Raw genomic sequence first — 16,901 nt, 5'->3', positions numbered from 1 at the left:
TGCTACTATGGAGGTATTTAAAACACAACAGGAAGGCTTTGCCGTTATCAGGAAACAAACACTTACCCGGTTTGTACCAGCGATGTTGTTCGGCCTGATCGTGGTACTGGTAGTAAATTACGGCGATGGATCTGATGTTAGGACCGCTTTATTCGTTTTGCCGGTGATGTTGGCCGCAGTGGGTATCAGCATTTATCGTGGGTTGAGAAACCGGAAAAGATTATACGACAGTTTTACAATTGAAATAGATGAAGATACTGTTGTCAGAAAACAGGATGATACACCGGATCTATCGTTGAACCGCCTTGAAATTTCTGCTATCAGTAAAGATGCCACGGGTGTTATTACTATTCGTGGTATGTCGGCAGAGGATATCATTCAAATACCTGCCGGAATGGAACGGATGGCAGAACTGGAGGCAAAACTTTTACAATTCTTACCATTTTCTGAGGAATCCGAACGCTCGTTGCTGGAGCGTTTCAGGTGGGTAACTGGCGTAGCGGCTATCGTATTAATGGCGGTCATCCGGTTTGTAGAAAATAAAATAGCAGTAGTAGCAAGTGGTGTATTGTTAATCAGCCTGCTGGTTTGGGGTGTATTAAAAACCTACCGGAATAAGAATCTGCCGGAACAGTATAAACGGACCATATGGATCATGCCGTTACTGATAGCGGCCGTGATAGTAGCTATCCTCGCAAAGTTGGGCGTGTTCAATTTTAGATGGAGCAGGGAAATTGACTTTTAGTAGGGTGTTTGTGAAATAATCAATAGTTTTTAGCATTTATAGCATGGAAATAACATTGACCATCATTAACAGTAAAGGAATTGCAACAATAGCATCAGATCAGATTGTAGTGAACCATCCAGATGACGCCCTGGATATATTAGGCAATTGTGGTTATCAGGGCGCCGTGGGTATCATTTTACAGGAACAGCAAATTACACCTGAATTCTTTGATTTAAGAACAGGTATTGCCGGAGAAATTTTGCAGAAGTTTTCTACTTATCAAATGAAGCTAGCGATAGTAGGCAACTTTGAGAAGTACAGCAGCAAGGCTTTGAAAGACTTTATATATGAGAGCAATAAAGCAGGCCGGATTAATTTTGTAGCAGATGTAGAAGAAGCAAAAGCCAGATTATGCAAATAAGTGCGCCTGCAAAAAGCGCAAAGAAAAAGATCAAAGTGTTAACCACTTTGATCTTTTTTTTACAAGTTCTTCATGATCACTTTCAGGATCATATCCTGGTCTTCTTTTCGCAGGTTATGATACAGGGGTAAGCACAATACCCGCTGGGCAATTGATTCGGAATGAGGGCTGCTACGATTATCCACGTAGTTGACGGTATTCAGCGAAGGGAAGAAATATCGTCTTGGCTGTACATACTGCAGATTCAGTGCTGCAAGTACCTTTTGTAACACCGCTTCACTTTCAAAAACAACAGGGAAGTAAGCGCAGTTGAAGTCGCAGCCCTTGGTAACAGTGAGTAGCTGCACTTTGTTAGATTCCCGTAAGGCCGCCTGGTAATGTTGCCATTGTGTTTTACGGTTTTTGAATATCTCATCCATGTGATTCATGCAGCATAAGCCCATGGCAGCATGGAATTCGGAGTTCTTGGCATTAATACCGATGCCATCAAATGTAACAGGGGAGGTATGCCCGAAATTACGGAGCAGGAGCATCTTTTCCAGTAGTTGGGGCTGTGTGGTAAATACTGCGCCACCTTCTACCGTATGAAAAATTTTAGTAGCGTGAAAACTACAGGTACTGATATCTCCATATTCAAAAACAGACTTGCCGTTATACAGCGTACCGAAGCCATGTGCTGCGTCATAAATCACTTTTAGCCCATGTTTTTTGGCGATGGCTGCAATGGCGTCTATATCACATGCATTACCAAAAACATGAGTCGCCATGATAGCGGTTGTTTTTTCAGTAATAGCGGCTTCTATTTTAGCAGGATCAATATTAAAGGTGAGCGGATCTATGTCCACAAAAACAGGCTTACAGTTTTCCCATACGATGGTGCTGGTAGTAGCTACATAAGAGAAGGGCGTAGTAATTATTTCGCCGGTCAATTCAAGCGCTTTGATGGCAATCTGTATAGCGATGGTGCCATTGGAAAGAAATAATGCACTGGATACATTCAGGTGTTCTTTCAATTTGCTTTCCAGCTCATTCACTAGCGGACCATGGTTGGTGAGCCATTGGCGCTCCCATATGTCGTTCAGATATTTGTTATATTCTTCCCGCGGCGGAAGAAAGGGCTTGGTTACTGGTATCATCTGATTTATATTATAAATCCCTGCAATCTGTAATCGTAAGGATTTAATGAAGGTACAAAGATTGGCTATAAAATAAAGGAGTTCATATATGTTTATATTTTTTATTGTGTATTTAGCTGAATTCCTGCTTTTGAACCTTTATTTATTTTCATACTTTTGAGAAGCTTACCAGTATGAATACCCAAATTAACGAGACATATGACAGCAGGTAAAAAGAAAATATGCATCATAGGAGCAGGAGGGCATGGACGGGAAACCTTATGTGCAGTAATAGACGGAATGGATAGCGCACAAGATATACGTGATATTGCCTGTTTTATGGTAGACGATGAATACTATGATGAAACAACTATCATGGGAATAGAGGTGATCCCTTCTTCAAAATTTGATGCTGCGTTATATGATGTGGTAGTAGCTATCGGAGACCCGGCAACCAGGAAGAAGATAGTAGAAAGACTGCCTGCTGATACTACTTATGCTACCATTATTCATCCTTCTGCCATTATCTCTGAATGGGTGGAAATAGGGGAAGGGAGTATTATTTCCGCGGGCGTAATTATTACGTGTAACATAAAAATTGGTAAGCATGTTCATTTAAATACACGTACTACAGTTTCACACGACTGTATACTCGGTGATTTCTTTACCGCCGCACTGGGTGTGAGCATCAGTGGTAATTGCCAATTAGGTTCAGGAGTGTACCTGGGAACACATGCTGCTATTAAACAAAAAATTACGGTAACAGATAATGTAACGATCGGCATGGGCGGGGTAGTAGTTAAAGATATTCAGGAAGCAGGGGTATATGTTGGAGTACCCGTACAGAAACTTGTGAAATAATATTCACCGTTCTTACCTGTTTACATATAAAGCATCCGTTCCATCCAGTAAAGGTCCAACCCCGGACCCCAATAATCCTTCTCTGTTTTTATCAACTGGTAGCCAAATTTTTCAAAAAAGAGATACGCCTTTTGAGAGGTAGTCACTACCAGTTTTTCAATAGACTGGTATGATTTAAAGATAGTTAAACAGTGCTCGACTGCCATTCGGCCCAGCCCCAGGCCTGTGTAGTGGGGATGAAATAATATCCACGTAATCTGTCCGGTTTTTGTTGCTTCATTAACATGATATCCTACGCCACCGGCTATACGTTTTTCGTGTTCAATGGTAAAATATGAATTACCGTTTTTGTCTAAATAGTCGCTGTAATCAGCAAGTTCGTTGTGGTCGAAATACTCCGGGATATTGAGTTGGAAGATACGGAGTAGTTCGATTTTATCGGTGGTAATATATGGGCGTATCATATGATGTTTTTTCTTGCGTCGGAAATGAGAGAAGGATAGCTGTAATTTCTCATTTTATTAATTATTTATCATGATTTATTTTTATGAAAATTGTAGATTTATTTTTGGATTTTATAAAAATGGAAACCGATCTTTAGTAAGAGAATTTGTTATCCCATTTTAGAATATACTTAACTACCTATTGTCCGTGTTTAGTAAAAGATTTAGTATTATAGCCGCTTCTGCCATTATTTCTGTAATAAATACACGATGTGCAAGCCAGAGAAAATCCGACCCGATAAATTTCGGCCAGGGCCGGATACAGTTAGATATGTATATTGTTCCCGATAATAGTTTGTCAGATTTTAAAGTAAAAGGGAAACTGTACGAGCAATTCACCTATCATATCAAAGGCCCCAGGATTTTACAGTTGGCGAGAAATGTTGCTCCATCAGATACTATGCTTAATGGCCAGCGGCTAACGATCGATAGGTCTACTCCTAACTACCTGATTGATGGCGCCTCCAAACTTGCATACAGTTGGGGAGGTAAGAACAACAAAGATGAAGTTCGTTTCGATTCTATACAAAACATGAGTCCTGATTGGCTTTATACTACCATATTAACTCAACCAGGTCAACGTGTAGTGAAAATATTATCAGCAGAGAAGCCGAAGCAGGAAGCACAGGAATATTACTTTGGGATTGCCATATATGAAACTGATACCATCAATTTTAAGTATGCCGGAAAGCGTTTGCCAGTGCCTTCTCCATTGAATTTTTTTATCCCGGGACTTGGGTATGATATAGTAACTATCAGTTTCCCTTTAAATGGTAAATCAGGAGAAAAATTATCTCAGAGAATGCTGTTCAATATCCCGATAGATGAAGACAGTGATTTTCCGGATACCCATTTTAAGATTCCATCAAATATACCATTGATCAAAGCAGGCATCAATTAGTAATCCTAAAAAATCTAACGATGCATAAAAAAAACATTTTTATGTATCGTTATGCTTGCTTCCCTCGCTGTTGCATGTAAAAAATCAAGTAACGAAAACGTTTCCCCGAATATGAGCGTAGAAAAAGTATCAAAAAATAAGATACAGTCTTCTGACTCTATGCATAACAAGGGTGGCGTCCGGCTCGCCTATGGTAGTGATTTTGATTATCATGATGACGACGCTTACCATTCACAGTCAACTGACGTTGTAAATGCTGACATCACACAACTAGGAACAAAAACCAGAGTACAAGGATACCTGCCGGGCTTGAGAGCTAAATTGTTCCCTAGCTTTTACACCATAGAATTTGCCTACGGGACAAATGGGACAAGTTTTCTGTACTATACACTGAATACTAACTTTGAGTACTCTGGGTGGAATGCATATACAACATGGACATATCGTCATCAGCAAGTCTCTGCTACTGTGGGTAAAGCTGTAGGAAAAGATGTTGCAACTGAGTCCGTCGGCTCTGCTGGAATATACAAAACTCAACGCTGGTTTATAGATGGGGCCTATGTTATGCCTACCCATATGCTGACAGTGATACTGACTTTTATTGGTTAAGGAAGACTAAAGCTATCATTTAGATAGCCAAATACATAGTTGAGATTAAATCAGACAAAGCATTATTTGTCAGATTTAATCTCAACTGTTTTATAGTTTCATTGTCGACAGTTGGTGGGGTAGAGTTACCATGTTATATCAGCTAATTAATTTTTAAGTTAGATACATAGATCCTTAAAATTGCTTAAAATCTATTCAATTATTTAATTGAATAGATTTTCTTATCTTTGCCTGATAAGCAACAGTCATTATATATGAAAATGAATAAGCGGGAGTTTAAGGATAAGGTATATATTGAATTGTCAACAGTAGCCAAAGCCATGGCTAACCCCGTGCGTTTGGAAATTATAGACCTGTTAGCGCAGGGACCATTTTCTGTAGAACAAATTGCTAATTATACCGAACAATCTATTGCCAACGCATCGCAGCATTTACAGCATCTTAAAAAGGCAAAGCTGGTTCAGATAAGCCGCAACGGTAATTTCATCTATTACTCTCTTGCCAGTGAAAGTGTATATAACACCTGGGTATCTCTGCGTGAATTAGGAAAAGTATTCAATACCGAAATAGCAAAAGTAGTGCACGACTTCCGTAAGGGGCAAAGCAAGGGAATGCAGGCCATTGATGCTGCAACATTAGCCACCATGCTGGAAAAAGATGAAGTAGTATTACTGGATGTAAGACCGGAAGAAGAATATAACCGCGGACATATCCATCGTGCATTGTCTATACCGGTTGATCATTTAGGCCAGTCGTTGAAGAAAATTCCCCACAAGAAAATGCTGGTAGCTTATTGCAGGGGGCCGTTTTGCGTATACGCAGACGAAGCCGTAGCGATGCTTACCCGCAAGGGCTATCATGCAGTGCGACTCGAAGAAGGCTTCCCGGAATGGGCCTTGAAGGGTTATCCTGTAGACTATACAACATCTAAATAATGGGCAAACAAGTGGAGAATATAAGCCTGGGATTAAAAGAAAACTGGCAGCAGTTTACACTTTTAATTCTCGTGAATATGATGGTGGGCGGGATGGTTGGCCTGGAGCGAACCGTAGTCCCATTGGTTGGTACAACGGAATTCAAGATACAATCAGATGTAGTTGTCTTTTCTTTCATTATCGCCTTTGGTGTTGTAAAGGCTTTTACCAACCTTATTTCGGGCGTACTGGCAGATAAATACACCCGTAAGAAAGTCCTGATAAGCGGCTGGCTGGTAGGGCTTCCAGTACCGTTTCTATTGGCTTATGGCCCATCGTGGAACTGGATTTTATTTGCCAATGTTTTATTGGGTATCAGTCAGGGCCTGGCCTGGTCAATGACCGTTAACATGAAAATTGACCTGGTGGGACGTAAAAACCGCGGGCTTGCCATGGGATTAAACGAAGCTGCCGGATATGGAGCAGTGGGCCTCACTGCTTTACTGACAGGTTATTTAGCTGCACATTACGGACTACGTCCACAACCTTTTTATATTGGTATTGCTTACACTACGATCGGGCTGTTGTTGTCTCTTTTTGTAATCAGAGATACACGGAAATATGCGGCGCTGGAAGCAAAACAAATACAAATCACTACATCCGGCGAACAAACACATCCACCCAATTTGTGGTGGGTATTCAAAGAAACTTCCATCAAAAACAGGAACCTGTTTTCCGTTTCCCAGGCAGGATTGATTAACAACCTGAATGATGGTATGTCATGGGGCGTATTCCCGTTGCTCTTTATGTCCATGGGTGTTGGTTTGGAAGGCATAGGATGGATCAAAGCCATCTATCCGGTAGTATGGGGTGCCGGACAAATTATTACAGGCCCACTAGCAGATAAATGGGGAAGAAAACCCCTGATCGTTTGGGGAATGTTTGTGCAGGTATTGGGGCATATCGTCATCGGTGTGGAGATATTTGCGCCATTAACATCGGGCTTAGTGGGCTCTGTGTTATTAGGATTAGGCACCGCTATGGTATATCCTGCGCTATTAGCTGCAGTGAGTGATGCCGCGCATCCGGCGTGGCGGGCTTCTTCTTTGGGTGTTTACCGCTTCTGGCGGGATATGGGATATGCGATAGGTGCATTAATGGCAGGTGTTGTGGGGAATTACTTCGGATTGATTTGGGCAGTTCATATTGCAGGGATGGTAACGCTGTTATCGGGGATAGTGGTTTGGGTGAATATGAAGGAAACGAAATCTAATTAGCACATATAAAAATGACTAAAAAGGGAAAAGTCTTTTACCGCGACAAGCTAGCAGGAATTATATCTGAAACGAATGATGGATATATTTTTCGTTATGATGAAGCATACCTGGGGGACAATAATGCCAGGCCAGTTAGTCTTACATTGCCTTTGAACAAAGGGGCCTATTTCAGCAGGGTCTTATTCCCCTTTTTTGATGGATTAATACCAGAAGGTTGGCTGCTGGATATCGCTACGGCGCATTGGAAGATAAAATCTTATGACAGGTTTGAATTACTGTTGCGAACATGTGGAGATACCATAGGTGCAGTATATATAGTTCCTGACGATAATAATTAAGAAGATGGCAAATTGTTGGTTTTGTTATAAAGAGGCGCCGGGAAAACAATATCATAGCGAATGTTGTGAAGCTTTTTTTAGTAAGAAGAAGACGCCTGAATTACTATTGGATAAACAATTGTTGAAAGCGTTAGCAGAAAAAAATATTCATCAAAAGATTGCTATTACAGGAGTACAGCCTAAGTTATCAGTTGCCCTGGATACTATGAATGACACTATGTTAGATACCAGGTTGGCTGTCATTGGGTTATCACATGAATATATTCTCAAACCGCAACATCCGTTTTACCACCTGGTACCAGAAAATGAAGATCTAACCATGCACCTCGCTGCACTTTTTGGAATACAGGTTTGTGAGCATACACTACTGCAAGCAACTGACAGGAGCCTCGTGTACGTTGCCAAAAGGCTTGACAGAAAAGGTGGGCAGAAAATTCATATGGAAGACTTTTGCCAGTTGTCATCATTGTTGACAGAGAATAAGTACAAAGGATCCTATGAGAGAATCGGTAAATTGATTGCTAAGTATTGTACTAACGAAGCGCTCGAATTGCTGAGTTATTTTGAAGTATTGCTGTTTTCATACCTTACAGGAAATAATGATATGCATTTAAAAAACTTCTCGGTATTGCACCTCCATACCGGGATAGTTTTATCCCCTGCTTATGATTTGCTAAATATAAATATGATCAATCCCGCAGATGAAGAAGAATTGGCCTTAACGTTAAATGCGAAAAAGAAAAGAATAAAATTAAAGGATTTTATAATGTTGGCAGATGGATTAAGTATTCCAGAGAATGTAAGGAACAATATTTTCAGCAAGTTTAGCTCAATGAATGATAAAGTGTACGAGTTGATTAATTCTTCCTTTCTGGATGAAGAAGGCAAAGAGAAGTATAAAAAAATCTGGCTTCGAAAACAGCAAATATTCAATTAGCAGGTAGCTGGAATAACAAAACGCCCAATTTCAGTAAAGCTGAAATTGGGCGAATTAAGTTTTTAGTAGCCTCAACAGGGATCGAACCTGTATCTAAAGTTTAGGAAACTTCTATTCTATCCATTGAACTATGAGGCCATATCCCAATTTTCCGGGATTGGGTGGCAAAAGTAAGGGTTTTAAATTAATATTTAAAGACTTTCTATATCCACTTTCCCGCCCGCCGGGGTGTAAATGCCTTCAATTTCCTTCTTGTATTTCTCCAGGATCACTTTCCGCTTTGCTTTCAGCGTAGGTGTTAATTCGCCGGCATCTACGGTCCATTCGTGGGGAAGGACCACGAATTTTTTCACTTGCTCAATATGACTGAAAAACTGATTGTACTTGTCTACCGCTTGTTTGAAGAGATCTATTACAGCAGGGTTTTTTACCAGTTCTTCGTTGGAAGTAGCGGAAATGTTGTTTTTGGCAGCCCAGCCACGAAGATTTCCAAAGGAGGGGACAATCAGTGCTGCTGTGAATTTGCGGTCTTCGCCCACCACCATGATTTGCTCGATATAGGGCGATTCTTTAAACTTATTTTCAATGGGCTGTGGCGCTACAAACTTACCGCCAGAGGTCTTGAAGAGTTCTTTTTTGCGATCCGTTATTTTCAGGAACTTGTTATCGATCAATACCCCGATGTCGCCGGTATGAAACCAGCCATCTTTTATGGCGTCAGCAGTGAGATCCGGGCGTTTATAGTAGCCAATAGTTACGCCTGGCCCTTTACAGAGGATTTCTCCGTCTTCCGCCAGCTTTACTTCCACACTACTGATGACAGGGCCTACAGTGCCAAACATCCGGTCTTCTTCTTCATAGCGGTTTACGCTGATTACAGGGGATGTTTCGGTAAGTCCGTAACCTTCCAGGATAGGAAGGCCGGCTGCGGTAAATATTTTGAGTAATCGCACCTGGCAGGCAGCTGCCCCATTAACGATACATTGTATTCTGCCGCCGAGGGCAGCGCGCCATTTACTGAAGACCAGTTTGTTGGCCAATTTGAGTTGTAGATTATACCAGGCGCCCTGGTCTTTGTTGATTTCGTAACGTTTACCGATATCTACAGCCCAAAAGAACAAGGCTCTTTTAATGCCTTTTAGTTCCAGGCCGGTGGTCATAATCCTTTCGTATACTTTCTCCAGGAGTCGGGGTACGGTGGTAAAAATGGTAGGTTTTACTTCTTTCAGGTTGTCGCCAATGGTATCCATCGTTTCCGCATAATAAACGGGAACGCCGGACAGGAGATACAGGTAAGTAACCATTCTCTCAAAAACATGGTTTAACGGAAGGAAGCTGAGCGCCCTGGCTTCGGTACTAACCGGTAAATAAGGCTGACAGGCCAGCACGTTGCTCATTATGTTATGATGACTGAGCATCACGCCTTTCGGTGTGCCGGTAGTGCCGGAAGTATAAATGATAGTGACCAGTTCTTCGGGAGATATATTTTTCCTGGCGGTATCTACTGCTTCAAAATCTGCCTCATCGCCCATTTCTATTACTTCTTTCCAATGTCTGGCGCCTTCTACTTTATTAAAAGTGAATATTTCCCTGATAGAGGGAAACTGATCGCGCATACCATTGATTTTGTTGAGCAGTTCTTTGTCGCTAACAAACAGAATACGGGCGGCAGCATCGTTTAATACAAACGCCAGTTCATGTTCGCTGATAGTAGGATAAATGGGCGTAAGTACCGCGCCCAGTTGCTGACAGGCCAGATCGGTGAGGATCCACTCTGGTCTGTTGGGGGAAATGATGGCTATTTTATCTTTTTCCTCGTTATTTTTAATGCCCGGCCGGATACCTAATTTGAGCAGGCCAGCGCTGAATTTGAGAGTAATGTCCGCTACTTCTTTTGTACTATACTTTTTCCACGATCCATTTTCTTTTCCGGCTAACATATCCGTTTTAGGATAGTTCGCTAACTGGTAAGAAATCACGTCAAATAGTCGCTGCGGTTGGTCCTTCATGCTGTTGTAATTTTGTTTTGGCTCAAATGTCAAATGCGCGTTTGCTGTTGTTCCTTTAACTTTTCATATTCCTTCAGCGCATCTCCGAATGGATCTTTGTGATAGGCGTTAAAATACTGGAAAGATAGCGCTATACCCCAGCCTAATGCCGGCCATACAGGCCATGGTGTACCGTTTGTTTTATCACTGTCGGTCAGAAACCAAACAGCCCACATTCCCATATTAATCACCAGGTATATGATAAGATGTGATTTAAATCCGGCTCTCGCTTTTGCTATGCGCCAAAGCCGGTCGTCTCTTTCTTGTGGAGTTTCCATTGAAGTCAGTTTTAGGTAATAGTGGCAATACTAAATTTAAAATATTTTATTGGCTTCACGGAGAAAAAAAGGAAAAGCGGACTTAACGGGTAGCCCGGATGTTAAAGCTGATATTCACCTGTGAATTGATCAGTTTATCCTGCAATGATTTATCAGCACGATAGGTGATACCCCATTCGGTACGGTCTATATTAAAGCTGGCAGTGGCATTAACGGTATTATGACTGAAAGTTATGCTGGCAGGAAACGATATATTTTTAGTAACAGATTTCAGTGTGAGATTCCCTTTAATAATGTGTGTGGCATTTTTTAACGTGAGCTCATCACCGGCTGCAGGTTGAAATGGTGCAACGTTCGTAATTTCAAAAATGGCAGTAGGATACTTGTTGACATCGAAAAACATTTCACCTTTCAACTCTATCTCCAGCTTATGTTTCATGGCGGTATCTCTCACAAGGTCTTTATCTTCCAGTGACTTCATATTAATAACAAGCTGGCCCCCGGTAACACTGCTGTCATTTACATACAAGGCGCCGCCTGCCACTTTCAGCGTGCCATGATGCTTACCGGTTGGTTTGGTTCCAATCCATTCTACTACGCTGCTGGCAGTATCCGGTAAATACGCGTGCCCGGTGCCTGCATGCACGGTTTGAGCATCCGTAATGGTGGCTTTATCGGCTTTGGGCGCCTGTTCGCATGCTACGATGCCGCAGGTAAAAAGAAAGATAATACATAGCAGTTTTTTCATAAATACTTATATGCTTTAAAAAACAAGCGCCCCTTTTTAACCGGGACGCTTGTTAATAGGTTTCGCTATTCAGCCAGCTCCCGGTTACCTACCCACACAAATCGCTTCACAATGAATTCCTGGTTGGTAAAGCTGGCGTTGCCTGCCGGATTACCCCCGGTAACATGGAAGTCAGAAAAGGCAGCATGTTGATTTACCCAAATAAAACCGGTAAGATTAAAGGATACCGGGGTAAATACGCTGTTCATTTCTGTGGTAATTTTTTCTTTGGTGTCACGGTCGGTGGTATAAGCACCACAGGTGATAGCACCATATTTTATCGCCATTTGCCTGGCCAGTTGAATACTATGATCGGTATCCCTGGTTTTAATGAGTAATACCACGGGACCGAAAAGTTCTTTTTCGTAGATAGCCGTATCAGCGCTGCTTACTTCCAATATCGCAGGAGCACATACGCGGGCGTTTGTGAACTCTTCATTTACCACCGGCGTGCCTTCCAGTATCACTTTGCCGCCAAGATGACGTACTTCTTTTGCACGGGCAAGGGTGCTGTCGTTTTGTATAGCGCCAAGGGTACCGGCACCCATTTTGGGATGGTTCGCCAGGCCCACTACGGCGTCTTTAAACCGCTGTACTACTTCGTTGAAGGGTACCAGTCCATTTTCAGTACGCACGCCATTTTCAGGTATAAAAAAGTTCTGTGGTGCGGTACACATCTGTCCGGAATACAGGCTAACAGAAAATGCCAGGTTCTGGATAACGGCCTCCAGGTCTTTTACGCTGTCGAGTATCACAGAGTTCACGCCTGCTTTTTCTGTAAATACTGTTTTGCCAGGCAATGATTCTATGTATTCACCGAAGCTGCTGCCACCGGTGTAATCTATCAGTTTCACTTCCGGATGTTCACACAATGTTTTGGTGATTAGTTGCTCAGAGCTGTCTGCCGCCAGCTGACAGAGGTTCGGATCATATCCGTTGTCTTTCAGTGATTGCTGAATAGCACTAACGGCGATGGCTATAGGAAGTATAGCTTTTGGATGTGGTTTTACAATAACAGCATTGCCGGTAATCAGGTCGGCATACACACCCGGAAGCGTATTCCATACCGGGAAGGTGGAGCAGCCAATCACTACACCGATGCCTTTAGGGATCGGTTTAAATGTTTTATATAGTTTGATACTGGTTTTGCCCATTGGCTTCTCCCAGGTAAGACTGGGAGGGTAGCGCTGCAGTTCATGATACCCGGTAGCTACGGCTTCCAGTGCGCGGTCATTGGCGTGTGGGCCGGATGCCTGGAAGCTCATCATAAAGCTCTGACCAGTAGTATGCATGGTGGCATTGGCAATATCGAAGAAATAGTCTTTAATGCGCTCCAGGGTTTCTGTGAGGATACCCGCTCTCTCTGCTACCGGTACCTGGCTCCAGCTTTTGCCAGCGATAGCTGCTTTTGCCAGCAGGTCATTTACTGCAAAAATAGGATAGGTAACCCCCAGCACTTCCCGGGTATAAGGCGATACTTCTTCGCCGGCCCATCCCGTTTCACCGGTTTGCAGCAATTGTTTGAAAGGTTTGCCCAGCAGTTGCTGATAGCTCTGAACGCCCTTTGCATGGGCTTCTTCACCGTAAGCCTTGGGATGCTCCGGGTATTGGGAATAGAAAGTTCTTTCGTGGTTCGCCTTTACGGCGTTGTCAATAATGTTTTGGTGTTTGTTAACGAGCATATTCAGAATTTGAGATTTACAATTTACGGATTTAGTCATTCAGTTGCTACAGCAACTAAATGACTAAATCCATAAATCAAAAAATATCTAAATACTAATATCCCGAATTGATCAGCGTAAACCTTCCATCGTTGTAGTATTCGTCAGGTCTTGGCTTTAAAGGATGGCTACGTTGGTATTTCAGGAAATCATCATAGTCCTGTTTATGTAATGCGATCCATGCTTTGTAACCGGCCTGGTTGGCGGCAGGGCCAAACAGCCATTGGTTATATGATTCAAACATACCTGCCCTTAGCAGGCTCTGTTGAAAATCGAAGAGGGCAAAAGGGTACTTTATGCCATAGAAGTTGTACCAGTCCAGCAGAAAGCGGGTACGTACCATTACCAGTACTTCCGGATCTATACCGCCGGTAACCACGTTGATTTGTTTGCCCATGCAGGTTTTATAAGCCTCTACAAAATCTGAGCTGCCCTTTTTGCCTTTTTTGTCATCAGGCAGCATGGCGTCAAAAAGCGACGGGTCATTGAATAACTTCTTATAAGATTCCAGTACAATATTCCTTATTTCAGCGGTGCGGGTGGTAAAACTTTCCATATTCATGAAGGTTTCCCCGTATAAGATGCACCACAGCGGGGCATTACTGAAATCGTATGTTTTAGCGGCATTATAATAGTTACCCGGGAATGTAGGATCCTGTTCTATGCCTTTGAGCCAGCTACGCAGGGCGCCATCATACATTTTAAAGTTCATCAGCAGGGTACCGTTGTCATTGTATAATTCGCCGCTGTTGGGGAACTTCTTCAATGCCCGCTCATACATGCGCTGGGCTGTTTTCCATTCTTCCCGGCCAATGTAAATATTCCCGGCAATCTGAAAAGCCTGTACATCAACTTCTTTATTGCTCAGCAAGGGCTCTATCACACTTTTGGCTTTTACCAGGTCCCCTTTCAGGTAGAAGGTGAACGCCAGTTGCTTTTTATACTCGTAATTATCCGGTTCCAATTGTAACGCCTGGTTCAGTACCAGTACCGCATTGGAATAATCTCCGGTGCGAATAAAGCCGGAAGCTGTATTGTACAACTCTTTGGCATCCTGGGCTACTACCGCCTGTGAAAATAAAACTCCCGCAACTATAAAAGCTCTCAATAAAGAAGACCGTTTGTTCATTCCTTGTCTGTTCGTTTGCTGTAAAAGTAAGGAAAATGGGGTAATGTGCCACGGATCAATCGATGAGCAGCCAATGTTGCGGGATGCTATTTGTATTAGTTTATTTTTTTATTTGAGTCGATAATGTCTCTATTGAAGAAAATAATCATGACGCCAAGCAAAATCACAGCTGTAGCCAGCACCGGGAGAACACCTGCCGATTGTGTGAGTTCCCCCAATATACTAACATTGTTTTTTTCGCTAATACTTAAACCTAATGTAATAACACTGAGCATCGCATTGGAGATAAAAGTAAAGATCAGGCTACGTGACCGGTAATAGAGCCAGGCCAGGAAAAAGGAAACAGGCAGGTAAATCAATATCGAGGTAGGATAAAGATGGGGGAGCGCTGCTATCAACGTTACCGCTCCTAATGCCTTGTGAACAGGATATCTTTTTAATAATGCTTCCAGCATGATGCCGCGGAAAACGAATTCCTGTAGCGCTGGAATCAGAAGCACAAATACAATACAATATATTAACGGCTGTTGCCGTGCATATTTATAACCCGTCCAGTCGAAACCACTGATATCATATAAGTAGAACAGAATTGATACAATCACATATAAAGCCGGCACTATCACCAGCAACATCCATAAATTATTTCCCTTGGGAATGCCCAATGGGAGCGGTGGTTCGTTTCGTTTCTGCCGCTGAAGATAAAAATATAAAGCTAGCAGGGAAACTGGTAGCATTATATCCAATAAAAACAAGCTACGAACGAGTGCAAATGAGAGGTAGTCGACACTCAAAAAAGCAAGTACATGAATGATCAGGCCGGTCAAAAAGAGGGCGCCGCCTAAAATAAATGCTTGCTTCATGGATGGATAAGGAGTTACTTTCAACTCAAAATCATCCTTTAAAAGATCAGATTGTTGTGCCACAGGCATAGGAATAAGGGTATGGGTATAGGTGGATAAAAAGCTTCCCCTGCGGAAGGGCAGGGGAAGCTGTAAATTTAAATGATATGTGTAATCAATCCATCTCTTAGCTTCGGTTCAAACCAGGTGCTCTTGGGTGGCATTACATTACCACTATCGGCAATATCAAACAACTGTTGAATGGTAACAGGGTACAAGGCAAAAGCTACTTTCATTTCGCCACTGTCAACCCGCTTTACCAGCTCGCCTAACCCGCGGATGCCGCCTACAAAGTCGATTCGTTTATCGGTACGCTGGTCTTTGATGCCCAGTAATTTATCCAATATATTATTTGAAAGAATGGTCACATCCAGGATGCCGATAGGATCAGTGGTATAGGTGCCGTCTTTGGCCACCAGCCGATACCATTTGCCTTCGAGATACATGCTGAATTCATGCAGCATAGACGGCTGCTGGGGAAGATGACCAATTTCTTCCACCGTGAAATCGTAGTCGAGCTGAGATAACAACGCCGCTGCACTCAGGCCGTTCAGGTCCTTCACAACACGGTTGTAATCCAGTATTGCCAGTTGGCTTGCGGGAAAGATGGTGGTCAGGAAATAGTTGACCGGATTTTCCACGGAGGTAACTTTGCCGGCCGCTTCCATTTCCTTTTGTACCAGGCTGGCGGAAGCAGCCCGGTGATGGCCATCCGCAATATAGGTACAGGGTACCTTTTCAGCAAAGAGTGAGGTGATATCTGCAATGGCTGCAGGTGCATTAATCACCCAAATACTGTGTTGTATGCCATCATCTGCGGTAAAGTCGTATACTGGCGGGTGGTGTTCCTGCCATTGATCTATCAGTGCATTAATTTCCGGTACGTCGTTATAGGCCAGGAAAACATTTCCGGTTTGTGCTTTCGTGGTTTTAATATGATTAATGCGGTCCAGTTCTTTATCCGGCCTTGTGAATTCATGTTTTTTAATAATGCCATTGTTGTAGTCGGCAATGGAAGAAACACATACCAGGCCTGTTTGGGCACGACCATTCATTACCAGTTTATAAATGTAATACGCTGGCTGGGCTTCGGAAAAAAGTGTTCCTTCTGCTATCAGGCGATGCAAATTTTCAGCCGCCTTGTCATATACCTGCTGGCTATGGGTATCTATTCCTTCCGGCAGATCGATTTCTGATTTTGAAACATGATAATAGGAGTACGGGTTACCGGAGGCAGCAACTTTTGCTTCTTCCGAACTAAGTACGTCATAGGGCCTTGCGGCTACTTTTGGGGCCAGTTCTTCTGTTGGCCTTACTCCGTTAAAAGGTCTGATAATAGCCATGATGAATGTATGAGTGAGGAATAAATATAACGATAAAAAAAACGAAATAACCAATAACGCACTACGGAGTTGCAGACAGATCGCATATGACCT

General features: G+C 42.6%; 18 protein-coding genes and 1 tRNA gene. 9 read left to right on the top strand and 10 right to left on the bottom strand.

Annotated elements, in window-relative coordinates; genetic code table 11:
* Positions 1–7: 7 nt before the first annotated feature.
* The gene (locus J7623_RS23725; protein WP_291925075.1) at positions 8–745 is read left to right on the top strand and encodes a hypothetical protein; all 738 of its coding nucleotides are present in this window, start codon (positions 8–10) and stop codon (positions 743–745) included.
* A gap of 43 nt (positions 746–788) precedes the next feature.
* Positions 789–1,148, top strand: coding sequence for a DUF4180 domain-containing protein (locus J7623_RS23720; protein WP_291925073.1), 360 nt, complete (start codon positions 789–791; stop codon positions 1,146–1,148).
* Between the two features lie 59 nt (positions 1,149–1,207).
* On the opposite strand, the gene J7623_RS23715 is transcribed toward J7623_RS23720, so the two are convergent.
* Entirely contained in the window at positions 1,208–2,284 is a 1,077-nt protein-coding gene (locus J7623_RS23715; protein WP_291925071.1) for a DegT/DnrJ/EryC1/StrS family aminotransferase, read from the bottom strand.
* Between the two features lie 198 nt (positions 2,285–2,482).
* On the opposite strand from J7623_RS23715, the gene J7623_RS23710 reads away from it, so the two are divergent.
* Positions 2,483–3,124 (top strand): acetyltransferase, encoded by a 642-nt coding sequence (locus tag J7623_RS23710; protein WP_291925069.1) that lies wholly within the window; start codon positions 2,483–2,485, stop codon positions 3,122–3,124.
* A gap of 20 nt (positions 3,125–3,144) precedes the next feature.
* Here J7623_RS23710 and J7623_RS23705 read toward each other — a convergent pair whose 3' ends face one another.
* Positions 3,145–3,588: a GNAT family N-acetyltransferase gene (locus tag J7623_RS23705; RefSeq protein WP_291925067.1), complete on the bottom strand. Its 444-nt coding sequence runs from the start codon at positions 3,586–3,588 to the stop codon at positions 3,145–3,147.
* Between the two features lie 310 nt (positions 3,589–3,898).
* Between J7623_RS23705 and J7623_RS23700 the strand changes: the two genes are divergently transcribed.
* The 6 genes from J7623_RS23700 (at position 3,899) to J7623_RS23675 (ending at position 8,603) form a co-directional block, all read left to right on the top strand.
* Complete coding sequence (locus J7623_RS23700) at positions 3,899–4,528, top strand: hypothetical protein (RefSeq protein ID WP_291925065.1); 630 nt, start codon at positions 3,899–3,901, stop codon at positions 4,526–4,528.
* Between the two features lie 111 nt (positions 4,529–4,639).
* The gene (locus J7623_RS23695) at positions 4,640–5,137 is read left to right on the top strand and encodes a hypothetical protein (RefSeq protein ID WP_291925064.1); all 498 of its coding nucleotides are present in this window, start codon (positions 4,640–4,642) and stop codon (positions 5,135–5,137) included.
* A gap of 254 nt (positions 5,138–5,391) precedes the next feature.
* Positions 5,392–6,072 carry a metalloregulator ArsR/SmtB family transcription factor gene (locus J7623_RS23690; protein ID WP_291925062.1) on the top strand — a complete coding sequence of 227 codons (681 nt, stop codon included), beginning with the start codon at positions 5,392–5,394 and terminating at the stop codon, positions 6,070–6,072.
* Entirely contained in the window at positions 6,072–7,328 is a 1,257-nt protein-coding gene (locus J7623_RS23685) for an MFS transporter (RefSeq protein ID WP_291925060.1), read from the top strand. The genes J7623_RS23690 and J7623_RS23685 overlap by 1 nt, the downstream gene beginning before the upstream one ends.
* A gap of 11 nt (positions 7,329–7,339) precedes the next feature.
* Positions 7,340–7,666, top strand: a complete 327-nt coding sequence (locus J7623_RS23680) for a HipA N-terminal domain-containing protein (RefSeq protein ID WP_291925058.1) — start codon at positions 7,340–7,342, stop codon at positions 7,664–7,666.
* Positions 7,667–7,670: 4 nt separating this feature from the next.
* Positions 7,671–8,603 carry a HipA domain-containing protein gene (locus tag J7623_RS23675; RefSeq protein ID WP_291925055.1) on the top strand — a complete coding sequence of 311 codons (933 nt, stop codon included), beginning with the start codon at positions 7,671–7,673 and terminating at the stop codon, positions 8,601–8,603.
* Positions 8,604–8,669: 66 nt separating this feature from the next.
* Here the strand turns inward: J7623_RS23675 and J7623_RS23670 are convergent.
* The 8 genes from J7623_RS23670 to J7623_RS23635 all read right to left on the bottom strand — a co-directional run bounded on the left by J7623_RS23670 (position 8,670) and on the right by J7623_RS23635 (position 16,808).
* A tRNA-Arg gene (locus J7623_RS23670) sits at positions 8,670–8,741 on the bottom strand.
* A 53-nt stretch (positions 8,742–8,794) separates the two neighbouring features.
* The gene (locus J7623_RS23665) at positions 8,795–10,612 is read right to left on the bottom strand and encodes a long-chain fatty acid--CoA ligase (RefSeq protein WP_291925053.1); all 1,818 of its coding nucleotides are present in this window, start codon (positions 10,610–10,612) and stop codon (positions 8,795–8,797) included.
* Between the two features lie 29 nt (positions 10,613–10,641).
* The gene (locus J7623_RS23660) at positions 10,642–10,929 is read right to left on the bottom strand and encodes a 2TM domain-containing protein (RefSeq protein ID WP_291925052.1); all 288 of its coding nucleotides are present in this window, start codon (positions 10,927–10,929) and stop codon (positions 10,642–10,644) included.
* Positions 10,930–11,011: 82 nt separating this feature from the next.
* Positions 11,012–11,677, bottom strand: a complete 666-nt coding sequence (locus J7623_RS23655; protein ID WP_291925051.1) for a YceI family protein — start codon at positions 11,675–11,677, stop codon at positions 11,012–11,014.
* 65 nt (positions 11,678–11,742) lie between these two features.
* Positions 11,743–13,398 carry a phenylacetic acid degradation protein PaaN gene (gene paaN, locus J7623_RS23650; RefSeq protein WP_291925049.1) on the bottom strand — a complete coding sequence of 552 codons (1,656 nt, stop codon included), beginning with the start codon at positions 13,396–13,398 and terminating at the stop codon, positions 11,743–11,745.
* 94 nt (positions 13,399–13,492) lie between these two features.
* A complete protein-coding gene (locus tag J7623_RS23645; RefSeq protein ID WP_291925047.1) occupies positions 13,493–14,566 on the bottom strand; it encodes a tetratricopeptide repeat protein in 1,074 nt (357 codons plus the stop codon).
* Positions 14,567–14,661: 95 nt separating this feature from the next.
* Positions 14,662–15,489, bottom strand: coding sequence for a type II CAAX endopeptidase family protein (locus J7623_RS23640; protein ID WP_291925045.1), 828 nt, complete (start codon positions 15,487–15,489; stop codon positions 14,662–14,664).
* Between the two features lie 74 nt (positions 15,490–15,563).
* Positions 15,564–16,808 carry a DUF1015 family protein gene (locus tag J7623_RS23635; protein WP_291925044.1) on the bottom strand — a complete coding sequence of 415 codons (1,245 nt, stop codon included), beginning with the start codon at positions 16,806–16,808 and terminating at the stop codon, positions 15,564–15,566.
* Between the last annotated feature and the right edge of the window lie 93 nt (positions 16,809–16,901).

Origin of the sequence: Chitinophaga sp., assembly GCF_017745275.1 — a bacterium.
Taxonomy (GTDB): Bacteria; Bacteroidota; Bacteroidia; order Chitinophagales; family Chitinophagaceae; genus Chitinophaga.
The sequence above is the reverse complement of the archived record's forward strand: the minus strand, read 5'-3'. Positions and strand labels throughout refer to the sequence as shown.